Source organism: Azospira restricta, from assembly GCF_016858125.1.
Classification (GTDB): domain Bacteria; phylum Pseudomonadota; class Gammaproteobacteria; order Burkholderiales; family Rhodocyclaceae; genus Proximibacter; species Proximibacter restrictus.
The window spans coordinates 2033556-2059491 of sequence record NZ_CP064781.1 but is presented as its reverse complement, the minus strand read 5'-3'; the positions used below and the strand labels follow the sequence as shown (position 1 = coordinate 2059491).

Below are 25936 nucleotides of genomic sequence, written 5' to 3'. Positions count from 1 at the left end.
ATCAGACGAACTGGCGCAGGAAGCGCAGGTCGCCGTCGAAGAAGAGACGCAGGTCGTTAACGCCGTAGCGCAGCATGGTCAGGCGGTCGGGCCCCATGCCGAAGGCGAAGCCGATGTACCTCTCGGGGTCGATGCCGACGTGGCGCAGCACGTTCGGATGCACCATGCCGCAGCCGGCGATCTCCAGCCAGCGGCCCTTCAGCGCACCGCTCATGAAGGCGACGTCGATCTCGGCCGACGGCTCGGTGAACGGGAAGAACGACGGGCGGAAGCGCACCTGCAGATCGTCGCTCTCGAAGAAGCGGCGCAGGAAATCGGCGACCACGCCCTTGAGGTCGGCGAAGCTGACGTTCTCGCCGATCCACAGGCCCTCGACCTGGTGGAACATCGGCGAATGCGTGGCATCCGAATCCACGCGATAGACGCGGCCCGGCGCGATGACGCGGATCTCGGGCATCGTCTCCAGGTGCTTGTACTTTTCCACGTGCTGCTGCATGTAGCGCACCTGGATCGGGCTGGTGTGCGTGCGCAGCAGGATGCCTTCGGCGGGCTTGCCGTCCTCGCCCTGCAGGTAGAAGGTATCGTGCATCGAACGCGCAGGATGGTCGTCGGGCGTGTTCAGCGCGGTGAAGTTGTGGAAATCGGTCTCGATCTCGGGGCCGTCGGCGACCTCGAAGCCGATCGAGCGGAACAGGCCCTCGATACGCTCCAGCGTGCGCGTCACCGGGTGCAGGCCGCCGCGCGTTTCGCCGCGGCCGGGCAGCGTCACGTCGAGCGCTTCCTCGGCGAGGCGGGCTTCGAGGGCGGCGAGCTTGATCGCCTCGCGGCGCGCGTTGAGCGCGGCCTCGACCGCTTCCTTGGCGCGATTGATGGCGGCGCCGGCGGTCTTCTTCTCCTCGGGCGGCAGCTTGCCGAGGCCCTTCAGGAGTTCGGTGATCTGGCCGGCCTTGCCCAGGTAGCGGGCCTTGACCTGTTCCAGCGCATCCGGGTCGCTGGTCGCGGCGAAAGCGCCGCAGGCTTCGTTGACGATGGCGTCGAGATTCTGCATCGGGTGTGCGTCCGGTTGTGAGCTCATCGAAAAAAAAGGAGGCGTACGCCTCCTTTTTTTCAACCCGTCGGGTCAGGCGTCGAGGCTTTGCCTCAGGCGCCGAGGCTGGCCTTGGCCTGGTTCGCGATCGCCGCGAACGCAGCCTTGTCGAAGACGGCCAGATCGGCCAGCACCTTGCGGTCGACTTCGATCTGCGCCTTCTTCAGGCCGTTCATCAGGGTGCTGTACTTCAGGCCCAGTTCGCGGGCAGCCGCGTTGATACGGGCGATCCACAGCGAACGGAACTGGCGCTTGCGTTGACGGCGGTCACGGTAGGCATACTGACCGGCCTTCATCACCGCCTGTTTGGCGATGCGGTATACGTTCTTGCGGCGGCCGCGATAGCCTTTGGCCTGAACGAGAATCTTCTTGTGGCGCGCACGCGCCGTTACACCACGTTTGACTCGGGGCATGTCGGCTCTCCTTTACGCGTAGGGCATCATGGCGCGAACCTGGGCCTTGTCGGAATCGTGGACTCCGGTCATGCCGCGCAGCTGGCGCTTCGACTTGGTGGTTTTCTTGGTCAGGATGTGGCGCTTGAACGCCTGCGAGCGCTTGATACCGCCGCTCGAACGGACCTTGAAGCGCTTCTTGGCGCCGCTCTTGGTCTTCATCTTGGGCATTTGGATGCTCCTTAATGACATGTCGCCAGGTGGCCTCCCCTACGGAAGCGCTTCAACTACCCGACGCCACTTCTATTGGCGGCCCGCCTGCCGGAGGACCGCCGAATCCTTCTACTGACAGCCTTACGGCTTCTTCTTCGACGGCGCGATGATCATGATCATCTGCCGCCCTTCCATCTTCGGCATCTGCTCGACCTGGCCGACGGCCTCGAGGTCGGCCTTGATCCGCTCCAGCTGGCGCATGCCGAATTCCTGGTGCGCCATCTCGCGCCCCCGGAAGCGCAGGGTCACCTTGACCTTGTCGCCTTCCTCGAGGAAGCGCGTCATGTTCCGCAGCTTGATCTGGTAATCGTTCTCGTCCGTACCCGGGCGGAGCTTGATTTCCTTGACCTGCACCTGCTTCTGCTTGAGCTTGGCTTCGTGCGCCTTCTTCGCCTCCTGGTACTTGAACTTGCCGTAATCCATGATCCGGCAAACAGGCGGCTTGGCGAGCGGGGCGATCTCGACGAGATCAATCTCCGCTTCCTCGGCCATCTGCATGGCCGTCCTGATACTCACGACTCCGACTTGCTCCCCGTCTTCCCCAATCAGACGGACCTCCGGCGCGTTAATCTCTTCGTTAACGCGATGCGCTTTCTGCAGTGCTATGGTCTTCGCTCCCAGGCGGACAAAAGTTAAGCCGTGCCACTCCGCGCCGCGACTTCACTGAGAAGTCGCTCGACCAAGGCCTCGACGGGCATCTGCCCGAGGTCTTGGCCGCCGCGTGTGCGCACGGCCACCAGCCCGGCTTCCTTTTCCTTGTCTCCGACAACAAGCTGGTAAGGCAGCCGGTTCAAGCTATGTTCGCGTATTTTATAGGTAATTTTCTCGTTGCGCAAATCCGACTCGGCCCGGATGCCCGCATTCCGTAGCATTTGCGCCACATGTTCGGCGTAATCGGCCTGTTTTTCGGAGATGTTGAGCACGACCGCCTGCACCGGCGCCAGCCACAGCGGGAAGGCGCCCGAGAAGTTCTCGATCAGGATGCCGATGAAGCGCTCGAGCGAGCCGAGCACCGCGCGATGCAACATCACCGGCGTCTTGCGCGCGTTGTCCTCGGCCACGTACTCGGCACCGAGGCGGGCCGGCATCGAGAAGTCGACCTGCATCGTGCCGCACTGCCACGAGCGGCCGATCGCGTCCTTGATGTGGAATTCGATCTTCGGGCCGTAGAAGGCGCCCTCGCCGGGCAACTCCTCCCAGTCCAGCCCGGAAACGCGCAGCGCCTCGCGCAGCGCGGCCTCGGCCTTGTCCCAGACCTCGTCGGAACCGACGCGCTTCTCGGGACGCAGCGCGAGCTTCACCGCGATGTCGGTGAAGCCGAAGTCGGCATAGACGTTGCGGACGATGTCGTTGAAGGCGGTTACCTCGGACTGGATCTGGTCCTCGGTGCAGAAGATGTGGCCGTCGTCCTGGACGAAGCCGCGCACGCGCATCAGACCGTGCAGCGCGCCGGAAGGCTCGTTGCGATGACAGGAGCCGAACTCGCCGTAGCGCAGCGGCAGCTCGCGGTAGGAGCGCAGGCCGGCGTTGAACACCTGCACGTGGCCGGGACAGTTCATCGGCTTGATCGCGTAGTCGCGATTCTCGGATGCCGTCGTGAACATGTTGTCCTTGTAGTTATCCCAGTGCCCCGACTTCTCCCACAGCGTGCGGTCGAGAATCTGCGGGCAGCGCACTTCCTGGTAGCCGTTGTCGCGGTAGACGCGGCGCATGTACTGCTCGATCTCCTGCCACACCGCCCAGCCCTTGGGGTGCCAGAAGACGAGGCCGGGCGCCTCGTCCTGCATGTGGAACAGGTCGAGGTGGCGGCCGACCTTGCGGTGGTCGCGCTTCTCGGCCTCCTCGAGCATGTGCAGGTAGGCGTCGAGGTCTTCCTTCTTCGCCCAGGCGGTGCCGTAGATGCGCTGCAGCTGTTCGTTCTTCGAGTCGCCGCGCCAGTAGGCGCCGGCCACCTTCATCAGCTTGAAGGCCTTCAGCTTGCCGGTCGAGGGCACGTGCGGGCCGCGGCAGAGGTCGATGAAGTCGCCTTCGCGGTAGAGCGAAACCTCCTGGTCGGCGGGAATCGCCGCGATCAGCTCGGCCTTGTACTTCTCGCCCAGGCCAAGGAAGAACTGGACCGCCTCGTCGCGCTTCCACACTTCGCGCGCGACCGGGATGTCGCGCTTGGCCAGTTCGCCCATGCGCTTCTCGATCGCCGCCAGATCCTCCGGCGTAAACGGCCGCGAGTAGGCGAAGTCGTAGTAGAAGCCGTTCTCCACCGTCGGACCGATGGTGACCTGCGCCTCGGGGAACAGCTCCTTGACCGCATAGGCCAGCAGATGGGCAGTCGAGTGACGGATGATTTCGAGGCCGTCGGCATCGCGGTCGGTGATGATCGCGAGGTCGCTGTCTTGCGTGATGATGAAGCTGGTGTCGACGATCCTGTCGCCAACCTTGCCGGCCAGTGCCGCCCGCGCCAGACCGGCGCCAATGCTTTGCGCGACCTCGGCCACCGTTACGGCTTGCGCAAATTCCCGTTTCGAACCATCAGGCAGAGTAATGACCGGCATAAATCGATCCCAGAAACAAAAAAAGCCAGAGACGGCGCTCTGACTTTTGGTGTTTTGGTAGGCGCGATTGGATTCGAACCAACGACCCCCACCATGTCAAGGTGGTGCTCTAACCAACTGAGCTACGCGCCTACTGCAAAGAAGGCCGCATTATACGTTGCCCATTCCGCGTGTCAACAGCAGACGCCGCAGAAATCGCCAGAAAATGAAAACCGCGCGCAGGGCAGGTTGCGGCCGGCGCGACGACTGACTACGCTCAGCTCATGACCGGAACGTACTCCCGATGATCCGTCCGCATTTCCCCGTCGAACGAAGGCCCTGGCGACGCGTGGCATTCGCCGTGTTCGCCATGTGCTGCGCGTTCTCGGCGGCGGCGCAGGTGACGGCGGAGGCGCTGTTCCTGGTCGCCACGCCGCAGGTTCGGGACAGCCTGTTTGCGGAGAGCGTCGTGCTCGTCACGCGTCACGGTCGCAGCCCGCCGCTCGGCGTCATCGTCAACCGGCCGCTGCCGCGAGACGAAAGCGAGGATCGCAAGTCGCCCGGCCTTTACCTGGGCGGGCCGGTCGCAACGCACCGCTTTGCCTACCTGTACCGCAGCAAGCGCGCCGGACTGGCCGAGCAGATGGTGCTGCGCCTCGGCAAGGACATGTTCTTCGGTATCGGTGCGGCGATTCCGGCGGAGCTGCAGAAGGATTCCCTTGCCGTTCCGCGCAAGCTGTTCCGCGGCTTCTCGAGCTGGGCGCACGGCCAGCTGGAACAGGAAATCGCCCGCGGCGACTGGCTGGTGCTGCCCTTCGATGCCGACGTCGCGTTGCGCGACGACGTCAACACGCTGTGGCAGGAGATGCTGTCACGCGCCAGCAGCCGGTCGATCTGACGGCCAGGCGGCGAGGTATTCGGTCCAGTGCGGCTTGCCGATGCGCGCCAGCTCGCCGCGCACGAACGCGAGTTCGGCATCGTACTCGTCGCGGGTCAGCTCGCCACGCATCAGGCGGAAGCGGGATAGCACCAGATAGGTATTGACCACGTCGGTCTCGCAGTAGTCGCGGATCTCGGCGATGCGCCCCGACTGCCAGGCATCCCACACCTTGCTGCCGTCCATGCCGAGCTTGCCGGGAAAGCCGATCAGCTTGGCGAGGTCGTCGAGCGGCGCGCTGGCGCGCGGCTGGTACATCGCCAGCAGGTCCATCAGGTCGAGATGGCGCGTGTGGTAGCGGCTGATGTAGTTGTTCCACTTGAAGTCGCGGCTGTCGGCGTAGTCGCCGTCGCCCATGTCCCAGTAGCGCGGCGCGGTAACGCCGTGCACCAGGCCGCGGTAGTGCAGCACCGGCAGGTCGAAGCCGCCGCCGTTCCACGACACCAGCTGCGGCGTGAATTTCTCGACGCCGTCGAAGAAGCGCTGGATGATCTCGCCCTCGCCCTGTTCCGGCTCGGACAGCGACCACACCTTCAGCGCGTCGCCCGAGCGCAGCACGCAGGAAATAGTGACGACGCGCTGCAGGTAATGCGGCAGGAAATCGCTGCCGCTCTGCGCGCGGCGCTGCTGGAAGGCCAGCTCGGCGACCTCGGCGTCGGAGATGTCGGCCTTGAGGTCGTGCAGTCGGCGCAGGCCGGCGACGTCGGGAATCGTCTCGATGTCGAAGACGAGGGTCGGCTTCATCAGGCGGGGAATACGCCGGTGGACAGGTAGCGGTCGCCGCGATCGCAGACGATGCTGACGATGGTCGCATTGTCGACCTCGGCGGCGATGCGCAGCGCGACGGCAAGCGCGCCACCCGACGAGATGCCGGCGAAGATGCCTTCCTCGCGGGCGAGGCGCCGCGTCATCTCCTCGGCCTCGGCCTGCGACACCGGTTCGACGCGATCGACGCGGCTCTTGTCGAAGATCTTCGGCAGATATTCCTCCGGCCACTTGCGGATGCCCGGGATCTGCGAGCCCTCCTCGGGCTGGCAGCCGACGATGCAGATCGCCGGGTTGCGCTCCTTCAGGTAGCGCGAGACGCCCATGATGGTGCCGGTGGTGCCCATGCTGGAGACGAAGTGGGTGATCTTGCCGCTGGTGTCGCGCCAGATCTCGGGACCGGTGCCCTCGTAGTGCGCGAGCGGGTTGTCGGGGTTGGCGAACTGGTCGAGGATGATGCCCTTGCCCTCGTCGCGCATGCGCTCGGCGACGTCGCGCGCGAGCTCCATGCCGCCTTCCTTCGGCGTCAGCACCAGCTCGGCGCCGTAGGCGCGCATCGACTGCCGGCGCTCGACGCTCTGGTTTTCCGGCATCACCAGGATCATCCGGTAGCCGCGCATCGCGGCGGCCATCGCCAACGCGATGCCGGTGTTGCCGGACGTCGCCTCGATCAGCGTGTCGCCCGGCTTGATGTCGCCGCGCGCCTCGGCGCGCACGACCATCGACAAGGCCGGACGGTCCTTCACCGACCCGGCCGGGTTGTTTCCTTCGAGCTTGGCGAGGATGACGTTGCCGCGCGCAGCGACGTCCGCCCCGGGCAGGCGCCTCAATTGGACAAGCGGCGTCTCGCCGACGAAGTTTTCGAGCGTCTTATACATTCTGGTTCAGCCATGCGACGTATTGGCGGACGCCCTGCTCGACCGTCGCGAACTCGTCGCGGTAGCCGGCCTCGCGCAGCTTGCCGAGGTCGGCCTGGGTGAAGGCCTGGTACTTGCCCTTCAACGCGTCCGGGAACGGCACGTATTCGATCAGTCCCTGCGCGACGAGCTCGTCGCGCGACAGCTCAGCTTCGCCGCGCAGCGCGCGCGCGCCGTTGACCGAGGCGACGGCGACATCGTTGAAGCTCTGCGCACGACCGCTGCCGAGGTTGTAGATGCCGCGCTTCTGCGGGTGGTCGAGGAACCACAGGTTGACCTTGGCGACGTCGCCGACATAGACGAAATCGCGGCGCTGCTCGCCCGGGCCGTAGCCGTGCGAGCCCTCGAACAGCTTGACCTTGCCGTCGGCGCGGTACTGGTTGAAATGATGATAGGCGACCGAGGCCATGCGCCCCTTGTGGTTCTCGCGCGGACCGTAGACGTTGAAGTAGCGGAAGCCGACCACCTGCGACGAGGCTTCCGGCAGGCGCTTCCGGACGATCTGGTCGAACAGGAACTTGGAGTAGCCGTAGACGTTGAGCGGCCCTTCGTACTGGCGCTCCTCCTTGAACACCGTGCTCGCGCCGTAGGTCGCCGCGCTCGATGCGTAGAGGAACTGCACCTCCTGTTCCAGGCACCAGTCGAGCAGCCCGAGCGAGTAGCGATAGTTGTTCTCCATCATGTAGCGGCCGTCGGTCTCCATCGTGTCGGAGCAGGCGCCCTCGTGGAAGATCGCCTCGACGTCGCCGTCGAACTGGCCGGAGAGCAGCAGGTCGAGGAATTCGCGCTTGTCGAGGTAATCGACGATGTCGCAGTCGACGAGGTTCTTGAACTTGTCGGCCTTGGCGAGGTTGTCGACAGCGATCACGCGGTCGACACCGCGGTCGTTGAGTGCCTTGACGATGTTGGAGCCGATGAAGCCGGCGGCGCCGGTGACGATGGTGTACATGGTTGGAAATCCTCTATTTGAGCGCTGCGTCGAGTTCCTCGCGGGTGACGACGGCGGTGCCGAGCTTGCCGACGACGATGCCGCCGGCGAGGTTGGCGACATGCACCGCGTCCTCCCACGCGGCTCCGACGGCGACCATCGCCGCCAGCGTCGCGATCACCGTGTCGCCGGCGCCGGACACATCATAAACCTCGAGCGCCCGCGCCGGCTCGTGGAAGACCCGGCTCTCGCGGAACAGGGTCATCCCCTCCTCGCTGCGGGTGACCAGTAGCGCGTCGAGCGCGAGATCGCGGCGCAGCTTGTCCGCGCGCGCCGCCAGATCGGCCTCGTCCTTCCAGCGCCCGACCACCTCGCGCAGCTCGGAACGGTTGGGCGTGATCGCCGAGGCCCCGGCGTACTTCGAGTAGTCGTCGCCCTTCGGATCGACCAGCACCTGCTTGCCGGCGGCGCGGGCCAGCCGGATCATCTCGGCGATGTGGGCGAGGCCGCCCTTGCCGTAGTCGGACAGGATCACGACGTCGCAGGCAGGCAGCAGCTTCTCGAACTCGGCCAGCTTCGCGCGCAGCACCTCGTGCGACGGCGAGGTCTCGAAGTCGATGCGCAGCAGCTGCTGCTGGCGGCCGATCACGCGCAGCTTGACCGTCGTGCTGATCGCGGCGTCCCGATGCAGGCTGGTGCGGACGTTCTCGCCCTCCATCAGCCGGCCGATGATGACGCCGGCCTCGTCGTCGCCGACGACGGAGAGCAGCGAGACCTGGGCGCCGAGCGCGGCAGCATTGCGCGCGACGTTGGCGGCGCCGCCGGGGCGTTCCTCGCTCTTCTCGACCTTGACCACGGGCACCGGCGCTTCCGGCGAAATTCGGCTGACGTCGCCGAACCAGTAGCGGTCCAGCATTACATCGCCGACGACAAGCAGGCGGGCGGCAGAGAGATCGGGCAGGCGCATCACGACGACATCGCTTCAGTTGAGTTGGGTCGGGTTCGCAACCCCGGCGGCGCGCTCGCGGCGAAGCGCCGGCCGGTGGAATGCTGCGGACCTGGCGTCAAGGCGTCAGGTCGAATTCTTCGGTCCGTTTCGGCGGATAGGTCTCCCAACCGCCGCAGGCCGGGCAACGCCAGTAGAACTGGCGCGCCTTGAAGCCGCAATTATCGCACCGATAGCGGGCAAGACGACGGGTGTAGCCCTGCACGATGCCTTTCGCCAGATCGATGTCGGCGCGCACCTCGGGCGAGGCGTTGAACAGCCGCGCCTCGAGCAGCTTGTCGAAGCCGAGCAGCGTCGGATTGCGGCGCAGCTCGTCGCGGACCAGCGTATAGGCGGCCTCCGGCCCCTCGCTTTCCAACACCAGCTGGAAGACGACGTCGAGCAGGTCGAGCGAGTGATAGTTCTCGAGGTAGCCGCGCAGCAGGCGCAGCCCGTCGTCGCGGCGGTCCAGCGTGCGATAGGCGGTGAGCAGGCGCTGTGCGACCAGCGCCAGATAGGCGGGGTTCTGCGACTCGATCTGCTGCCAGCTGTCGATCGCCGCCCGGTGATTACCCGCCTGCGCGTGCAGGTCGCCCTGCAGCAGGCTGGCGCGCACGCACAGCCGGTTCGTTTCCAGCGCCGTCGCCAGATGCGCGCTCGCCTCGTCGCGGCGCGAGCGGATCATCTCGGCGGCGGCGAGCTCGCAGTAGTACTCGGCGATCTCCTTGCGCGACGCGACGTCGGGCAGCTCGCAGGCGATCGCGATCGCGCGCTCCCAGTCCTTGCCGAGCTGGTAGATCTCCAGCAGGTTGCGCTTCGCCTCCTCGTCGAGCGCGGTGCCGCGCAGGCGCTCGAAGGTTTCCTCGGCGCGGTCGAGCAGGCCGGCCTTGAGGTAGTCCTGGCCGAGCTCCGAGACGGCGGCGAGCTTGAGGTCGTCGGGCAGGTCGTCGCGCTCGATCAGGTTCTGGTGCATGCGGATCGCGCGCTCGGTCTCGCCGCGGCGGCGGAACAGGCTACCCAGTGCGAAGTGCAGCTCGACCGTCTGCGGATCGACCTTGACCGCCTCGACGAAGGACTCGATCGCGCGGTCAGGCTGCTCGTTGAGCAGGAAATTGAGCCCCTGGAAGTAGGAGCGCGGCAGCGAGCGCGACTCCTTGACCAAGTGGCGGATGTCGATCCGCGCCGCGGCCCAGCCGAGCCCGAAGAAGGCCGGAAACAGCAGCAACTGCCAGTATTCGAATTCCATCGTTCAGTCAGACCTGCGGCGGGGCGACAACCCGGGCTTCGCTGCGCACGGCGGAGAGTTCGCGGCGAACGCCGGCAAGCTCGCGGCGCAGGGAAAAGATCGTGCCGAGCAGGGAGACGGCACCGAAGAAGGCGCCGGCGGCGAAGAAGGCGAGGACGACGATCACCAGCGGCGCCTGCCAGGCGGTGTCGAGGAAGAAGCGCAGCGTCACCGGATCGGTGTTCTTGATCGCGAAGGCGAACAGGAAAAGAAATATGAAGCCGCGGACCACCCACACCAGCGTTCGCATCGTTACCCCTCAGGCATAAAAAAGGGCGGCAACTCGCGTTGCCGCCCGCAATCTACCACAGCTTGCGTTCAGGAGCGCACGCAGTCGACACGCTCCCGGAGTTCCTTGCCGGCCTTGAAGTGCGGAACCCATTTCTCGGGGACACTGACCTTGTCCCCGGACTTCGGATTCCGGCCAACCCGCGGCGGACGGTAGTTCAGCGCGAAGCTGCCGAACCCCCGGATCTCGATGCGGTCGCCCTTGGCCAGCGCCTCGGACATCGCGTCGAGCATCATCTTCACCGCAAAATCGGCATCCTTCGCGACCAGCTGCGGAAACCGCGTAGCCAGCCGGGCGATCAGCTCGGACTTGGTCATGCTTAGCCTTGGTTGTTGAGTTTCGCCTTCAGCAGGGCACCCAGGTTGGTCGTGCCGGAGGCAGCGTTATCCGACGCGATCTTCTGCATCGCTTCGTGCTGCTCGGCCTGATCCTTGGCCTTGATCGAGAGGTTGATGCCGCGGGTCTTGCGATCCACGTTGATGATCATCGCCTCGATCTCGTCGCCGACCTTGAGGTGCTGCGACAGGTCCTCGATACGATCGCGCGAGAACTCGGAAGCACGCAGGTAACCTTCGACGTCGCCGTCCAGTTGCATCACGGCGCCACGGGCATCCACCGACTTCACGACACAACGGGTGATCGTGTTCTTCTCGTGGGTGGCGATGTAGTTGGTGTACGGGTCGCCTTCGAGCTGCTTGATGCCCAGCGAGATGCGCTCCTTCTCGGTGTCGATGGCGAGCACGACGGCTTCGACTTCGTCACCCTTCTTGAAGCCGCGGATCGCTTCCTCGCCGCTCTGCGACCACGACAGGTCGGACAGGTGGACGAGACCGTCGATGCCGCCGGGCAGGCCGATGAAGACGCCGAAGTCGGTGATCGACTTGATCTGGCCGCGGACCTTGTCGCCCTTCTTGTGGTTCTGCGAGAACTCTTCCCACGGATTGGCCAGGCACTGCTTCATGCCCAGCGAGATGCGGCGGCGGTCTTCGTCGATCTCGAGGATCATGACTTCGACTTCGTCGCCGAGCTGGACGACCTTGCTCGGGTGAACGTTCTTGTTGGTCCAGTCCATTTCCGAGACGTGCACCAGGCCTTCGATGCCCTGTTCGATTTCGACGAACGCGCCGTAGTCGGTGAGGTTGGTGACCTTGCCGAACAGGCGGGTGCCCTGCGGGTAGCGGCGGGCGATGCCGACCCACGGATCTTCGCCGAGCTGCTTGAGGCCGAGCGAGACGCGGTTCTTCTCGGTGTCGAACTTGAGGATCTTGGCGGTGACTTCGTCGCCGACGTTGAGCACTTCGCTCGGGTGACGGACGCGGCGCCAGGCCAGGTCGGTGATGTGCAGCAGGCCGTCGATGCCACCGAGGTCGACGAACGCGCCGTAGTCGGTGATGTTCTTGACGATGCCCTTGACGACGGCACCTTCCTTGAGGTTCTCGAGCAGCTTCTCGCGCTCTTCGCCCATCGTGGCTTCGAGCACGGCACGGCGCGAGACGACGACGTTGTTGCGCTTGCGGTCGAGCTTGATGACCTTGAATTCGAGGGTCTTGCCTTCGTACGGCGTGGTGTCCTTGACCGGACGCATGTCGACCAGCGAGCCCGGCAGGAAAGCGCGGACGCTGTTGGTCATGACGGTCAGGCCGCCCTTCACCTTGCCGGTGATCGTACCAGTGACCAGCGAGCCGTCGTTCAGCGCCTGCTCGAGGGCGTTCCAGGCGGCGATGCGCTTGGCGCGGTCGCGGCTCAAACGGGTTTCGCCGAAACCGTTCTCGAGCTGCTCGATGGCGACCTGCACGAAGTCGCCGGCCTTCACTTCGAGTTGGCCCTGGTCGTTCAGGAATTCTTCGACATCGATGTAGCTTTCGGACTTCAGGCCGGCGTTGACGACCACGAAGTTCTGGTCGACGCGGACCACTTCGGCGGTGATCACCTCACCTTGGCGCATTTCCTGGCGCGCAAGGCTTTCTTCGAAGAGGGCGGCAAAGCTTTCGTTGGCGGGGACAGCAGACATGGATTTCTTCCTTGCACCGCATCACTGCGGTAAATCAGTTAGTTAAAGACCGTCGCCGGACCTCTTCTTCCCCGGGAAGGGAAAAAACGCCCCATTCGGCTCGCCGAATCCGGCACGTCCGGATCAACAAAACCGAAGGAAGCGTCCTCGAGGGAAATCGGGCGACACCCTGGTACGACTACGACGCCGCCCAAGCCAGCACCTTGGCCACCGCTTCGTCGATGGTCAGGGCCGAGGTATCGAGCAGTTCGGCATCGTCACTTTGCCGGAGCGGCGCCACGCTGCGTTGGCTGTCGCGTTCGTCGCGTTCGCGCAAATCCTGCAAAATCGGTTGAATTGTAGCCTCAATCCCTTTTCCGATCAACTGCTTATAGCGTCGCTCGGCGCGGATCTCGACGCTCGCCGTGAGGAAAACCTTGGTTTTCGCATCGGGAAACACCACCGAGCCCATGTCGCGGCCGTCGCCGACCAGGCCCGGTGCCCGGCGGAACAGCCGCTGGCGGAACAGCAGCGCCGCGCGCACGGCGGGCAAGGCGGCGACCTTCGAGGCGCCCGAGGACATCTCCTCGGTACGGATGGCTTCGCCGACCTCCTCGCCGGCCAGCCGGATCGACTCGCCGTCGAAGACGACGTCGAGCCTGGCGGCGACCGCCGCGACGCCGGACTCGTCGTCCCAGGCGACGCCGGCGCGCCGGGCAGCCAGCGCGGTGAGGCGGTAGAGCGCCCCGGAATCGAGGTAGTGCCAGCCGAGCGCGGCGGCGACGCAGGCGGCGACGGTGCCCTTGCCCGAGGCCGACGGGCCGTCGATGGCGATCACCGGCACGGCTTCGGTCACCGTCGCCAGCCGCTCGAAGTAGTCGGGAAAGGTCTTGGCCACGCACTTCGGGTCGTTGATGCGCAGCGCGGTGCCGAACGCGGCGAGCGAGAAGCACATCGCGACGCGGTGGTCATCGTAGGTGTCGATCCCTTCCGGCGGCGACGACAGCGCCTTCGCCGGCGTCACGCGGATGTAGTCGGCGCCCTCCTCGACCTCGGCGCCGAGCTTCCGGAGCTCCTTCGCCATCGCCGCAATGCGGTCGGTCTCCTTGACGCGCCACGAGGCGATGTTGGTCAGCATCGTCGGCCCGGCGGCGAACAATGCGGTCGTCGCCAGCGTCATCGCCGCATCGGGAATGTGGTTGCAGTCGAGCGTGATGCCCGTGAGGCCGCCGGCCGGCGCCTTCGCCTCGATCCAGTTGTCGCCCATCTCGATCACCGCGCCCATCCGCGCCAGCGCGTCGGCGAAGCGCACGTCGCCCTGGATCGAATCGCGGCCGACGCCCTCGACGCGCACCGGACCGCCGCCGATGGCGCCGAGCGCGAGGAAGTACGAGGCCGACGAGGCGTCGCCCTCGACGTAGATCGTCCCCGGCGAACGGTAGCGGCTACCGGCCGGCACGACGAAGCGCTGCCAGCCGTCGCGGACGACGTTCACGCCGAAGCGGGCCATCGTCGCCAGCGTGATCTCGATGTAGGGTTTCGAGATCAGCTCGCCGACGACCTCGACCGTCGTCTCGACGCCGGTCAGCGGCAAGGCCATCAGCAGGCCGGTCAGGAACTGGCTGGAGACGTCGCCGCGCACCTTGACCACGCCGCCCGGCTTGATCTGCGCCGGCTTGAGTTGCAGCGGCGGGAAGCCCTCGTTGCCGAGGTAGGCGATGTCGGCGCCGAGCTGGCGCAGGCCGTCGACGAGGTCGCCGATCGGCCGCTCGTGCATGCGCGGCACGCCGGACACCTTGTACTGCCCACCCGCCAGGGCCAGCGCCGCAGTCAGCGAACGCACCGCGGTGCCGGCGTTACCGAGGAAGATGTCGCCGCTCTTGACCGGGAACAGGCCACCGACGCCGGCGACGCGAACGACGCCGCCGGCCTCATGGCGGATGCCGACGCCGAGCTGCTTCAGCGCCTCCAGCATGACGTGCGTGTCGTCCGAGGCGAGCAGGTCGCGCACCTCGGTCTCGCCGTCGGCCAGCGCCGACAGCAGCAGCACGCGGTTGGAGATGCTTTTCGAGCCGGGCAGGCGGACGGTGCCGCGCGCCGAGAGCAGTGGCGGGAGATCGAGGAATTCCATCAGCGTTTCCTATCGGAGGGGCCAGGGGCTGGAGGCTGGGGGCTGGCAAAAGCCTTTTCTAGCCCCTAGTCCCTAGCCCCTAAACTCTATTTGTTTCCTTCCGCCCAGGCACGGCGGGCGGTGCGGGCGGTGTCGAAGATTTCTTCCAGACGCTTGCCGTCGTTGGCGGCCAGTGCCGCGCGCATCTCGGCAAGCTGCGCCTGGTAGCGGTCGAGTTCGCCGAGCAGGGCCTCGCGGTTGGCGAGCGCGATGTCGCGCCACATCTCCGGATGGCTGGCGGCGATGCGCGTGAAGTCGCGGAAGCCGGACGCGGCAAAGGTGAAGTACAGCTCGCGGTTGTCGCGCACGGCGAGGTCATGCACCAGCGCGAACGACAGCAGGTGCGGCAGATGGCTGACCGCGGCGAACACCTGGTCGTGCTCGGCCGGCGTCAGCTCGAAGATCTGCGCGCCGCACCACTCCCAGGCCGAGCGCACGCGGGCGACGTTGAGCACCGGGTTCTCCGGCAGCGGCGTCAGCACCACCTTGCGCTCGCGGTAGAGCTCGGCCCTGGCGGCCGCGGCGCCGCTGTGCTCGGCGCCGGCGATCGGATGCGCCGGCACGAACTGGCCGATCCGGTCGCCGAAGGCCGCGCGCGCCGCGGCGACGACGTCGGACTTGGTGCTGCCGCCGTCGGTGACCACCGTGTCCGACCCGAGGTAGGGCGCGATGCGCGCCATGATCTCGGGCATCTGGCCGACCGGCGTCGCGATCAGCACGAGATCGGCGTCGGCCACCTCCTGCCCCGGGTTGGCGCCGACGCGGTCGATGATGCCGAGCTCGAGCGCCTGCGTCAGCGTGCCGAGGCTGCGGCCGAAGCCGACCACCTCGCCGACCTCGCCGGCCGCCTTCAGCGCCAGCGCGAAGGAGCCGCCGATCAGGCCGACGCCGAAGACGACGACCTTGCCGAATTCGGGTGAGTCGGCCATACGCTCAGAGCGCCTTTTCCAGCGCCTCGAGGAAGCGCAGGTTCTCGGCCTCGGTGCCGATCGTCACGCGCAACCAGTCCGGCATGCCGTAGCCGCCGATCGGGCGGACGATGACGCCCTGCTTGAGCAGCCGCTGGTTGACGCCGGCGGCGTCCATCACCTTGAAGGTGACGAAGTTGCCGTGCGCCGGGATGTGCGACAGACCGAGGCGCTTCAGGCCGGCGATGATCATCTCCATGCCGTTGCGGTTGAGCACGTAGCTCTGCGCGACGAACTCGTGGTCGTCGAGCGCGGCGACGGCGGCGGCGAGCGCCAGGTTGTTGCAGTTGAACGGTTGCCGCACGCGGTTCATCAGGTCGGCGATCTCGGCCGACGCCAGCGCGTAACCGATGCGCAGGCCGGCCAGGCCGTAGATCTTGGAGAAGCTGCGGGTGATCACCAGATTCGGGAACTCGGCCAGCCAGGCCACGGTATCGACGCGCTCGGCCGGCGGCAGGTACTCGTTGTAGGCCTCGTCGAGGACGACGATGACGTCGTCCGGCACCGCCTGCAGGAAAGCCTTCAGCTGCGGGTAGGGCAGGAAGGTACCGGTCGGGTTGTTCGGGTTGGCGACCCAGACGATGCGCGTGTCGGGGCGGATCGCCGCGCGCATCGCGTCGAGGTCGTGGCCGAAATCCTTCGCAGGAACGACGATCAGCTCGGCGCCGGTCGACAAGGTCGCCAGCGGATAGACGGCGAAGGCGTGCTGCGCGAACACCGCCGAACGGCCCGGCGCGAGGAAGACGCGGGCGACCAGGTCGAGCACGTCGTTCGAGCCGTTGCCGAGCACGATGCGCTCCGTGCCGAGACCGGTGTGGTTGGCGAGCGCCTTCTTCAGGTCGAAGTCGTCCGGGTAGCGTTCGAGCGAGTCGACCGCCTTCGCCAGCGCCGCCTTCGCCTTCGGGCTCATGCCCAGCGGGTTCTCGTTGGAGGCGAGCTTGACGATCTTGTCCACCGGGATGCCCATCTCGCGGGCCAGTTCGGTGATCGGCTTGCCCGGCAGGTAGGGCGAAATGGCGCGAACGTAGGGCAATGCCTGGTCGATGAGGGACATGGACTAACCTCGGGAAAAGGGTTCAGCGGAAATTCAATAGACCGCAGCGGGATACGAGCCGAGCACCTTCAGGTAGGCGGCCTGCTGCTGCAGCTCGGCCAGCGCCTTGGCCACCTTCGGCTCGTCGCGGTGACCATCGATGTCGACGAAGAACACGTATTCCCACAACGTGTGCCGCGCCGGCCGCGACTCCAGCCGCGTCATCGACACGCCGGCCTCGGCCAGCGGCAGCAGCAGGTTGTGCAGCGAGCCGGTGCGGTTCGGCGCCGACATGATCAGCGATGTCTTGTCGCGGCCGGAGATGCCGGCATCGAAGCGGCCGAGGACGACGAAGCGCGTCGTGTTGTTCGGCTCGTCCTCAATGTTGGCGACCAGGATCGGCACGTTGAAGCGTTCGGCGGCGGCCTCGCCGGCGATCGCCGCGGCACCCGCCTCCTGCATCGCCAGCTCGGCGGCCTGCGAGTTGCTGCCGACCGAGATGCGCGGCACGTTCGGCAGGTTGCGATTCAGCCACTCGTGGCACTGCGCCAGCGACTGGGCGTGCGAGTAGACCTTTGTCACCCGGTCGAGCGAGGGCTCGCGCGTCATCAGGTTCTGGTGGATGCGCAGCACGACCTCGCCGCAGATCTTCAGCGGCGTCGAAAACAGCAGGTCCATGCTGCGGCCGACCGCCCCCTCGGTCGAGTTCTCGACCGGCACCACCGCGTAATGCGCATGACCGGCCTCGACCTCGCGGAAGACGTCGTCGATCGACGACTGCGGCAGCAGGCGTGCGGCGTGGCCGAAATGCTTGGTCGCGGCGCTGCCGGTAAACGACCCGAGCGGGCCGAGGAAGGCCACCGACAACGGCTGTTCGAGCGACAGGCAGGTCGACATCACCTCGCGGAACAGCCAGGTCACGTTTTCGTTCGACAGCGGCCCCGGGTTCAGGCCCTGGATGCGGCGCAGCACCTGCGCCTCGCGCTCCGGCCGGTAGATGAAACCGGCCTCGCCGTGGCGCGCCTTGATCTCGCCGACCTGCTGCGCGCAACGCGCGCGCCGGTTCAGCAGCTCGAGCAGCTGCGCGTCGATGGCGTCGATCTCGTCGCGGACGACGCCCAGTTCCTTCTGCAGGTCGTCGCTCATGCCTTGCGCTTCCGGAAATCGTCCATGAACGCCACCAGCTCGCGCACGCCGTCGGTCGGCATCGCGTTGTAGATCGACGCGCGCATGCCGCCGACCGACTTGTGGCCCTTCAGCGAAACGAGTCCGGCGGCCTTCGCTTCGGCCAGGAAGTCGGCGTCGAGCTCGGAGCGCGCCAGCGTGAACGGCACGTTCATCCGCGAGCGGTCGGCGACGCGCACCGGGTTGCGGTAGAAACCCTCGCTCCCGTCGATGCAGGCGTAGAGCAGCTCGGCCTTGTGGGCGTTGATCTTCTCCATCTCGGCCAGCCCGCCCTGGCGCTTCAGCCACTGGAAGACGAGGCCCGAGACGTAGATGGCGAAGGTCGGCGGCGTGTTCAGCATCGAGCCGTTCTCGGCCATCACCGCGTAGTCCATGACCGTCGGAATCGTCGCCGGCGCACGGCCGAGCAGGTCCTCGCGGACGATCACCAGCGTCACGCCGGAGGGGCCGACGTTCTTCTGCGCGCCGGCGTAGATCAGCGCGTACTTCGACACGTCGACCGGACGCGACAGGATGTGCGAGCTGAGGTCGGCGACGATCGGCACCGCCGTTGCCGGCAGGCGCGCGCAATCGATCTCGACGCCGTGGATCGTCTCGTTGGTGCACAGGTGCAGGTAGGCCGCGTTCGGATCGAGGTCGATCTCGCCGGCATCGAGGAAGCGCGTGAAGCCGCTCGCCTCGGTGCTGCCGGCGACGCGCACATTGGCGGTGCCGGCAACGACGCGCTGCGCCTCCTTGACCGCCTTCTTCGACCACGAGCCGGTGACCAGGTAGTCGGCCGACTTGCCGGCCGGCAGCAGGTTGATCGGGATCTGCGCGAACTGCTGCGTGGCGCCGCCCTGCAGGAAGAGCACCCTGTAGTTGGCGGGGATGCCCAGCAGCTCGCGCAGGTCGGCTTCCGCCGCCTCGATGATCGAGGTGAACTCCTTGCCGCGGTGGCTCATCTCCATGACGCCGCAGCCGGCGCCGTGCCAGTCGAGCAGTTCGTCCTTGACCTGCTCCAGCACTTCCGCCGGCAGCACCGCCGGGCCGGCGCTGAAATTCCAGACGCGCGACATGTCTTCTCCTGCTTTGCGTTACTCGGTTTCTTCGTCGGTTTCGACGATCTTCTCCAGACCGGCCAGCTTCTCGCCGTCGTCGAGCGAGATCAAGGTCACGCCCTGCGTCGCGCGGCCGAGTTCGCGGATCTCCGAGACGCGGGTGCGGATCAGCACGCCGCCGGTCGTGATCAGCATGATCTCGTCCTCGTCGGTGACGAGCTTGGCGGCGACGACCTTGCCGTTGCGCTCGCTGGCCTTGATCGCCATCACGCCCTGCGTGCCGCGGCCGGAGTGGCGGAAGTCGGCAAGCGCGGTACGCTTGCCGAAGCCGTTCTCGGTGGCCACCAGCACCGTCTGCTGGTCGTTGTCGGCCACCAGCAGCGACAGCACCGCCTGGTCCTTGCCCAGCTTCATGCCGCGCACGCCGCGCGCCGGACGGCCCATCGGACGGACGTCTTCCTCGTCGAACCAGACGGCGCGGCCGGCATCGGACACCAGCACGATGTCGTTCTCGCCGTTGGTGATCTCGGCACCGATCAGGTAGTCGCCCTCGTCCAGCGCGACGGCGATGATGCCGGCCTTGCGCGGGTTGGAGAACTCGGACAGCGGGGTCTTCTTGACCGTGCCCTGCGAGGTCGCCATGAAGATGAAGCGGTCCTGCGCGAATTCCTTCACTGGCAGGATGGCGTTGATCTTCTCGCCTTCCTCCAGCGGGAACATGTTCACGATCGGCTTGCCGCGGCTGTTGCGGCTGCCCTGCGGCACTTCGTAGACCTTGATCCAGTAGACACGACCGCGGTTCGAGAAGCACAGGATGTAGTCGTGCGTGTTGGCGACGAACAGGTGGTCGACGAAATCGTCTTCCTTGATCGCCGCTGCCTGCTTGCCGCGGCCGCCGCGGCGCTGCGCGCGGTAGTCGGCGAGCGGCTGCGACTTGATGTAGCCGGTGTGCGACAGCGTCACCACCATGTCCTGCGGCGTGATCAGGTCCTCGATGCCGAGGTCCTGCGTGTGCGTGACGATCTCCGAGCGGCGCTTGTCGCCGAACTGCTCCTTCACTTCCTTCAGCTCGTCGCCGATGATCTGCGTGATGCGCTCGGGGCGCGCGAGGATGTCCATCAGGTCGGTGATCTTCTCCAGCAGCTCGCGGTAGTCGGCGACGATCTTGTCGCGCTCGAGGCCGGTCAGGCGCTGCAGCCTGAGTTCGAGGATGGCCTGGGCCTGCGCGTCGGAGAGCAGGTAGCCCTTCTTGGACAGGCCGAATTCGAGGCCGAGGCCTTCCGGACGCGTCGCATCCATCGCCGCGCGCGCCAGCATCTCGCCGACCGTCGGCGAGGTCCACAGCTTGCCCATCAGGCCGCGCTTGGCGTCGGCCGGGGTCGGCGCCGCCTTGATCAGCGCGATGATCTCGTCGACGTTGTCGAGCGCCACGGCCAGGCCTTCCTGGGTATGCGCCTTCTCGCGCGCCTTGCGCAGTTCGTAGACGGTACGGCGGGTGACCACCTCGCGCCGGTGCGCGAGGAAGCAGTCGAGCATCTGCTTCAGGTTCAACAGGCGCGGCTGGCCGTCGACCAGCGCCACCATGTTCATGCCGAAGGTGTCCTGCAGCTGCGTCTGCTTGTACAGGTTGTTGAGCACGACCTCGGGGATCACGTCGCGCTTCAGCTCGATCACCACGCGCATGCCGGACTTGTCGGACTCGTCCTGGATGTGCGAGATGCCGTCGATCTTCTTGTCGTTGACCAGCTCGGCGATCTTCTCGAGCAGCGTGCGCTTGTTCACCTGGTAGGGCAGCTCGTCGACGATGATCGCCTGCTTGTTGCCCTTCTCCAGGTCCTCGACGTGCGTGCGCGCGCGCATGACGACGCGGCCGCGGCCGGTGCGGTAGCCGTCGCGGACGCCGGCGATGCCGTAGATGATCGCCGCGGTCGGGAAGTCCGGCGCCGGGATGATCTCGATCAAGTCGTCGACGGTCAGCTCCGGGTTGTTCAAGAGCGCCAGACAGCCGTCGACCACCTCGTTCAGGTTGTGCGGCGGGATGTTCGTCGCCATGCCGACGGCGATGCCGGCCGAGCCGTTGATCAGCAGGTTCGGGATGCGCGCCGGCAGGATCAGCGGTTCCTGCTCGGAACCGTCGTAGTTCGGGCCGAAATCGCAGGTTTCCTTGTCGATGTCCTCGAGCAGCTGGTGGCCGATCTTGGCCATGCGCACTTCGGTGTAACGCATCGCCGCGGCGTTGTCGCCGTCGACCGAGCCGAAGTTGCCCTGGCCATCGACCAGCATGTAGCGCAGCGAGAAGTCCTGCGCCATGCGCACGATGGTGTCGTACACCGCGGTGTCGCCGTGCGGGTGGTACTTACCGATGACGTCGCCGACGACGCGGGCCGACTTCTTGTAGGCCTTGTTCCAGTCGTTGCCGAGCTCGTGCATCGCGTAGAGCACGCGGCGATGCACCGGCTTCAGGCCGTCGCGCACGTCCGGCAGCGCGCGGCCGACGATCACGCTCATCGCGTAATCGAGGTAGGAGCGCCGCATCTCGTCTTCGAGGCTGATCGGCAGGGTTTCCTTGGCGAATTGTTGCGTCTGTTCCATATCGGGTCCGGATGCCGCTTGAGGGCGGCTTATGTTGTCGTCTTGGCGAAACGGGGAATTCTACCATGCCGCGGAAGCCCGGCCCCGCCGCCCGTCTTTCGCGCAACAGTACTTGAATTTCCAAGCACAAATGCTTGAAGCTGCGCAAAACTTCGTGCTTAAATCCGCAGCACAGCACCGCCGGAAAATGCGAAACACTAACGGCAATCCAGGAGGAGTCATCTTGAAACTCAAATTCATCGCTCAATCACTTACCGCCATCGGCCTCTTCGCCGCGGCGGCTGTGGCCCAGGCCCAGGCGACGGACCGCATCTACGTCATCGACGGCCGCGGCGAAGTCGCCCGCAGCGGCCACGAAGCCAACGGCGCCGTCGCCCCGACCTCGTCGGGCAAGGGCCTGTGCTGGCGCACCGGCTTCTGGACGCCGGCCGCCGCCGCCAACGACGCAGCCGGCTGCGCCTGCGACAAGGACCTGCTGCCGAAGGAGAAATGCGAGCCGAAGGCCGCTCCCGCCCCGGCGCCCGCCCCGGCCGCAGCGCCTGCTCCGGCAGCGAAGAAGGCCATCACCATCTCGGCCAAGGAACTCTTCGACTACGACAAGGCGGTCCTCAAGCCCGAAGGCAAGGCGGCGATCGACCGCGAAGTCTTCGCCAAGCTGAAGGACGTCGGCCCGATCCGCCAGGTGCTGGTCACCGGCCACACCGACCGCCTCGGCTCGCAGCAATACAACCAGAAGCTCTCGGAGAAGCGCGCCGAAGTGGTCAAGGCCTACCTGGTGTCGAAGGGCATGCCGGCCGACAAGATCGAAACGATGGGTGCCGGCAAGACGCAACCGGCGACCGGCGTGCCGAAGTGCGACGACACGCTGCCGAAGAAGAAGCTGGTCGAATGCCTGGCGCCGCACCGCCGCGTGACGATCGACGTCACCGCCGATCCGAAGTAATCGGGGGCACACCCGAAAGACTCGCAAAAACCCCGCTCCGGCGGGGTTTTTTGTCCCCAACCCAAGCCCCGGGAGAGGCCATGGAAAGCATCGACCTGCTGATCCGCGCCCGCTGGATCATCCCGATCGAACCGGCCGGAACGATCCTCGACAACCACGCCGTTGCCGTCGACGGCGGCCGCATCATCGCCGTGCTGCCGGCGGCGGCCGCGGCCGAGCGCTTCGCGCCGCGCCGGGAAACAACGCTCGACCGGCACGTGCTGCTGCCCGGCCTGGTCAACCTGCACTGCCACGCGGCGATGACGCTGCTGCGCGGGCTCGCCGACGACACGCCGCTGATGACCTGGCTGCAGGAGCACATCTGGCCGGCCGAGGGCAGGCACGTCTCGGCCGAGTTCGTGCACGACGGCACGCTGCTCGCCTGCGCCGAAATGCTGCGCGGCGGCATCACCTGCTTCAACGACATGTACTTCTTCCCGGAGGCCGCAGCACGCGCCGTCGCCACCTCCGGCATGCGCGCGGTGATCGGCCTGCCGCTGCTCGAGTTCCCGACCAACTACGCCGCCGACGCCGACGACTACCTGGCCAAGGGGCTGGCCGCGCGCGACGCGCTGCGCGACCAGCCGCTGCTGCATTTCGCGCTGGCGCCGCACGCGCCCTATACCGTCAGCAACCGCAGCTTCGAGCGCATCGTCACGCTGACCGGCGAGCTCGACCTGCCGGTGCACCTGCACGTCCACGAGACGCAGGCCGAAATCGACGAGAGCCTGCGCAGCTACGGCATGCGACCGCTGGAGCGGCTGCGCCGGCTGGGCGTCGTCGGCCCCAACCTGATCGCCGTGCACGCGGTGCATCTCGACCCGGGCGAAATCGCGCTGCTCGCCGCCGAAGGCGCCTCGGTCGCACACTGCCCGACCTCCAACCTCAAACTCGCCAGCGGCATCGCGCCGGTGACGGCGATGCTCGCGCAGGGCGTCAACGTCGGCATCGGCACCGACGGCGCCGCCAGCAACAACCGCCTCGACCTGTTCACCGAGATGCGCCTGGCGGCGCTGCTGGCCAAGGGTGCCAGCGGCGACGCCAGAGCGATGAACGCGCACCAGGCGCTGCACGCCGCGACGCTCGGCGGCGCCCGCGCCCTCGGCCTCGACCGCGAGATCGGCTCGCTCGTCGCCGGCAAGTCGGCCGACCTCTGCGCCGTCAGCCTCGACGACCCGGCGCTCGCCCCCTGCTATGCCCCCGAATCGCACATGGTTTATGTTGCCGGAAGGGAAAACGTCAGCCACGTCTGGGTTGCCGGGCAAATGATGCTGGAAAACCACACCCTGAGCGGTTTTTTGAAAAAGGACTTGGAAAATCTCGCAGCGATATGGCAAACTAGAATTTGTCCGCGCGCGCACCAGTCCTGACAAGGGTTTCGGCGTTGTTTGCGGCCCGATACTGGCTGTCCAATCACTAAACGAGGGAAACGAATGAAGAAAATCGCCAAGCAATCCCTGATGGTCGTTGTCGCGGCCGCCATGGGTCTGGGCGCCGCTGCCGCGCAAGCGCAGACGGCCGCCGATCGCGTTTATGTCATCGACGGACGCGGCGAAGTCGCCCGCAGCGGCCACGAAGCCAACGGCACCGTCGCCCCGACCTCGTCGGGCAAGGGCCTGTGCTGGCGCACCGGCTTCTGGACGCCGGCCGCTGCCGCCAACGACCCGGCCGGCTGTGCCTGCGACAAGGACCTGCTGCCGAAGGAGAAGTGCGAGCCGAAGGCTGCCGCTCCGGCCGCCCCCGCCGCCAAGCCGACGCCGAAGCCCGCCGCCGCCAAGATCACGCTGGCCGCCGACGCGCTGTTCGACTTCGACAAGGCCGTCCTCCGTCCGGAAGGCAAGAAGTCGCTGGATGACCTGGTCGCCAAGTCCGGCGCGCTGAACCTGGAAGTCATCATCGCCGTCGGCCACACCGACCGCCTCGGTTCCGACGCCTACAACCAGAAGCTGTCCGAGAAGCGCGCCGCCGCCGTCAAGACCTACCTGGTGAGCAAGGGCATCGAAGCCAACAAGGTCTACACCGAAGGCAAGGGCGAGAAGCAGCCGAAGACCGGCAAGGAGTGCAAGGGCGACAAGAAGACCAAGGCGCTGATCCAGTGCCTGCAGCCCGACCGCCGCGTCGACATCGAAATCATCGGCACCCAGAAGTAATTCTGCCCGCCGAACGAAAAGCCCTGCGCGAGCAGGGCTTTTTTCTTTCCATCTCCGCAATGCAACGAGCATGATCAACGCCGACCCGACCGAACTGCAGAAATTCAGCGACCTCGCCCACCGCTGGTGGGACCCGCACAGCGAGTTCCGCCCCTTGCACGAAATCAACCCGCTGCGCCTCGACTGGATCGACCGCCACGTCGGCCTCGCCGGCAAGAAGGTGCTCGACGTCGGCTGCGGCGGCGGCCTGCTCAGCGAGGGCATGGCCGGCCGCGGCGCCGCCGTCACCGGCATCGACCTCTCGGAGAAGGCGCTCGGCGTCGCCCGCCTGCACCTGCTCGAGAGCGGGCGCAGCGTCGACTACCGGCACACCTCGGCGGAGGCGCTGGCCGAAGCCGAACCCGGCGCCTACGACGTCGTCACCTGCCTGGAGATGCTCGAGCACGTACCCAACCCGGCCAGCACGATCGCCTCCTGCGCGGCGCTGGTGAAGCCCGGCGGCCACGTTTTCTTCTCGACCATCAACCGCAATCCGAAGGCCTACCTGCTGGCGGTGATCGGCGCCGAATACGTGCTGCGCCTGCTGCCGAAGGGCACCCACGACTATGCAAAATTCATCAAACCTTCGGAATTGGCACGTTGGGCGAAGAGCGTCGGGCTGGAACTCGACGAGGTGATCGGCATGAGCTACAACCCCTTCGCGCAGAGCTACTCGCTCGGCCGCGATACCGACGTCAATTACCTCGTCCACGCCGTCCGCAATGCCTGATTTACGGCCGCAGGCCGTCCTTTTCGACCTCGACGGCACCTTCGCCGACACCGCGCCCGACCTCGGCGCCGCGCTCAACGCGCTGCGCGCCGAACTCGGACTCGCGCCGGTCGACCTGTCGGTCCTCCGCCCGTACACCTCGCAAGGGGTGCGCGGCATGCTCGGCGCCGGCCTCGGCCTGCGCCCGGACCACCCCGACTACCCCGGCCTCCACCGGCGCTTCCTCGGCCACTACCAGCAGGCGCTGTGCGTGCACACCCGCCTCTTCGACGGCATCGCCGCGCTGGTCGACACCGTCGAGCGGCAGCAGCTGCGCTGGGGAATCGTCACCAACAAGTCGCAGCGCTTCACGCTGCCGCTGATGCACCAGCTCGGCTACGCACGCCGCGCCGCCTGCCTGGTCAGCGGCGACTCGTCGCCGCGCACCAAGCCGCACCCGCAGCCGATGCGGCTGGCCTGCGCGGTCGCCGGCTGCGCACCGGAGCGCGCGCTCTACGTCGGCGACGACCGTCGCGACATCGACGCCGGCCGCGCCGCTGGCATGGTCACCGTCGCCGTCCGCTACGGCTACCTCGGCGACAGCGGCCCGATCGAGGAGTGGGGTGCCGACCATCTGGTCGACCACCCGGACGCGATCGCCGCATTGCTCAACGGCTGAACCCCCGAAATTC

At 66.5% G+C, this 25936-nt stretch carries 25 protein-coding genes and 1 tRNA gene; 6 read left to right on the top strand and 20 right to left on the bottom strand.

Translation table 11 applies throughout. From position 1 onward, the window contains the following. Window position 1 precedes the first annotated feature (1 nt). From pheS to IWH25_RS10085, 6 genes are all read right to left on the bottom strand, one after another. Window positions 2–1048, bottom strand: coding sequence for a phenylalanine--tRNA ligase subunit alpha (gene pheS / locus IWH25_RS10110; RefSeq protein WP_203385684.1), 1047 nt, complete (start codon window positions 1046–1048; stop codon window positions 2–4). Between the two features lie 92 nt (window positions 1049–1140). After that, complete coding sequence (rplT, locus tag IWH25_RS10105; RefSeq protein ID WP_203385683.1) at window positions 1141–1500, bottom strand: 50S ribosomal protein L20; 360 nt, start codon at window positions 1498–1500, stop codon at window positions 1141–1143. A gap of 12 nt (window positions 1501–1512) precedes the next feature. Then, entirely contained in the window at window positions 1513–1710 is a 198-nt protein-coding gene (gene rpmI / locus IWH25_RS10100) for a 50S ribosomal protein L35 (protein WP_203385682.1), read from the bottom strand. Window positions 1711–1833: 123 nt separating this feature from the next. Beyond that, window positions 1834–2298: a translation initiation factor IF-3 gene (gene infC / locus IWH25_RS10095; RefSeq protein ID WP_238999075.1), complete on the bottom strand. Its 465-nt coding sequence runs from the start codon at window positions 2296–2298 to the stop codon at window positions 1834–1836. Between the two features lie 86 nt (window positions 2299–2384). Further along, window positions 2385–4301 carry a threonine--tRNA ligase gene (gene thrS / locus IWH25_RS10090; protein WP_203385681.1) on the bottom strand — a complete coding sequence of 639 codons (1917 nt, stop codon included), beginning with the start codon at window positions 4299–4301 and terminating at the stop codon, window positions 2385–2387. 55 nt (window positions 4302–4356) lie between these two features. Next, window positions 4357–4433, bottom strand: a tRNA-Val gene (locus IWH25_RS10085). A 151-nt stretch (window positions 4434–4584) separates the two neighbouring features. Between IWH25_RS10085 and IWH25_RS10080 the strand changes: the two genes are divergently transcribed. Then, window positions 4585–5178: a YqgE/AlgH family protein gene (locus IWH25_RS10080; protein WP_203385680.1), complete on the top strand. Its 594-nt coding sequence runs from the start codon at window positions 4585–4587 to the stop codon at window positions 5176–5178. Here the strand turns inward: IWH25_RS10080 and IWH25_RS10075 are convergent. The 14 genes from IWH25_RS10075 to gyrA form a co-directional block, all read right to left on the bottom strand. Further along, on the bottom strand, window positions 5152–5961 hold the full coding sequence (locus IWH25_RS10075; protein ID WP_203385679.1) for a 3'-5' exonuclease: 810 nt from the start codon (window positions 5959–5961) through the stop codon (window positions 5152–5154). The two genes, IWH25_RS10080 and IWH25_RS10075, sit on opposite strands and share 27 nt — an antisense overlap. Then, window positions 5961–6860 (bottom strand): cysteine synthase CysM, encoded by a 900-nt coding sequence (gene cysM / locus IWH25_RS10070; protein WP_203385678.1) that lies wholly within the window; start codon window positions 6858–6860, stop codon window positions 5961–5963. Before cysM ends, IWH25_RS10075 begins: the two co-directional genes overlap by 1 nt. After that, entirely contained in the window at window positions 6853–7848 is a 996-nt protein-coding gene (gene rfaD, locus IWH25_RS10065) for an ADP-glyceromanno-heptose 6-epimerase (protein WP_203385677.1), read from the bottom strand. Before rfaD ends, cysM begins: the two co-directional genes overlap by 8 nt. A 13-nt stretch (window positions 7849–7861) precedes the next feature. After that, on the bottom strand, window positions 7862–8794 hold the full coding sequence (gene rfaE1, locus IWH25_RS10060; protein WP_203389214.1) for a D-glycero-beta-D-manno-heptose-7-phosphate kinase: 933 nt from the start codon (window positions 8792–8794) through the stop codon (window positions 7862–7864). Window positions 8795–8891: 97 nt separating this feature from the next. After that, on the bottom strand, window positions 8892–10058 hold the full coding sequence (lapB, locus tag IWH25_RS10055) for a lipopolysaccharide assembly protein LapB (RefSeq protein WP_203385676.1): 1167 nt from the start codon (window positions 10056–10058) through the stop codon (window positions 8892–8894). 7 nt (window positions 10059–10065) lie between these two features. Continuing rightward, window positions 10066–10347, bottom strand: a complete 282-nt coding sequence (locus IWH25_RS10050; protein ID WP_203385675.1) for a lipopolysaccharide assembly protein LapA domain-containing protein — start codon at window positions 10345–10347, stop codon at window positions 10066–10068. Window positions 10348–10415: 68 nt separating this feature from the next. After that, entirely contained in the window at window positions 10416–10703 is a 288-nt protein-coding gene (locus IWH25_RS10045) for an integration host factor subunit beta (protein WP_203385674.1), read from the bottom strand. A gap of 2 nt (window positions 10704–10705) precedes the next feature. Further along, a complete protein-coding gene (rpsA, locus tag IWH25_RS10040) occupies window positions 10706–12397 on the bottom strand; it encodes a 30S ribosomal protein S1 (RefSeq protein ID WP_203385673.1) in 1692 nt (563 codons plus the stop codon). A 178-nt stretch (window positions 12398–12575) separates the two neighbouring features. Further along, window positions 12576–14507, bottom strand: a complete 1932-nt coding sequence (locus IWH25_RS10035; RefSeq protein WP_203385672.1) for a bifunctional 3-phosphoshikimate 1-carboxyvinyltransferase/cytidylate kinase — start codon at window positions 14505–14507, stop codon at window positions 12576–12578. 86 nt (window positions 14508–14593) lie between these two features. Continuing rightward, window positions 14594–15475 (bottom strand): prephenate dehydrogenase, encoded by an 882-nt coding sequence (locus IWH25_RS10030; RefSeq protein ID WP_203385671.1) that lies wholly within the window; start codon window positions 15473–15475, stop codon window positions 14594–14596. Between the two features lie 4 nt (window positions 15476–15479). Then, on the bottom strand, window positions 15480–16568 hold the full coding sequence (hisC, locus tag IWH25_RS10025; RefSeq protein ID WP_203385670.1) for a histidinol-phosphate transaminase: 1089 nt from the start codon (window positions 16566–16568) through the stop codon (window positions 15480–15482). 33 nt (window positions 16569–16601) lie between these two features. Continuing rightward, window positions 16602–17693 carry a prephenate dehydratase gene (pheA, locus tag IWH25_RS10020; RefSeq protein ID WP_203385669.1) on the bottom strand — a complete coding sequence of 364 codons (1092 nt, stop codon included), beginning with the start codon at window positions 17691–17693 and terminating at the stop codon, window positions 16602–16604. Then, window positions 17690–18790: a 3-phosphoserine/phosphohydroxythreonine transaminase gene (serC, locus tag IWH25_RS10015; protein ID WP_203385668.1), complete on the bottom strand. Its 1101-nt coding sequence runs from the start codon at window positions 18788–18790 to the stop codon at window positions 17690–17692. Before serC ends, pheA begins: the two co-directional genes overlap by 4 nt. Before the next feature lie 18 nt (window positions 18791–18808). Then, on the bottom strand, window positions 18809–21364 hold the full coding sequence (gene gyrA, locus IWH25_RS10010) for a DNA gyrase subunit A (protein ID WP_203385667.1): 2556 nt from the start codon (window positions 21362–21364) through the stop codon (window positions 18809–18811). Window positions 21365–21587: 223 nt separating this feature from the next. Here gyrA and IWH25_RS10005 point away from each other — a divergent pair, with 223 nt between their 5' ends. The 5 genes from IWH25_RS10005 to IWH25_RS09985 all read left to right on the top strand — a co-directional run bounded on the left by IWH25_RS10005 (window position 21588) and on the right by IWH25_RS09985 (window position 25923). After that, window positions 21588–22307, top strand: coding sequence for an OmpA family protein (locus IWH25_RS10005; RefSeq protein WP_238998861.1), 720 nt, complete (start codon window positions 21588–21590; stop codon window positions 22305–22307). 80 nt (window positions 22308–22387) lie between these two features. Then, window positions 22388–23716, top strand: coding sequence for a TRZ/ATZ family hydrolase (locus IWH25_RS10000; RefSeq protein WP_203385665.1), 1329 nt, complete (start codon window positions 22388–22390; stop codon window positions 23714–23716). Between the two features lie 63 nt (window positions 23717–23779). Further along, complete coding sequence (locus IWH25_RS09995) at window positions 23780–24496, top strand: OmpA family protein (protein WP_238998860.1); 717 nt, start codon at window positions 23780–23782, stop codon at window positions 24494–24496. A gap of 70 nt (window positions 24497–24566) precedes the next feature. Next, window positions 24567–25265: a bifunctional 2-polyprenyl-6-hydroxyphenol methylase/3-demethylubiquinol 3-O-methyltransferase UbiG gene (ubiG, locus tag IWH25_RS09990; RefSeq protein ID WP_203385664.1), complete on the top strand. Its 699-nt coding sequence runs from the start codon at window positions 24567–24569 to the stop codon at window positions 25263–25265. Then, on the top strand, window positions 25258–25923 hold the full coding sequence (locus tag IWH25_RS09985) for an HAD-IA family hydrolase (protein WP_203385663.1): 666 nt from the start codon (window positions 25258–25260) through the stop codon (window positions 25921–25923). Before ubiG ends, IWH25_RS09985 begins: the two co-directional genes overlap by 8 nt. Window positions 25924–25936 lie beyond the last annotated feature (13 nt).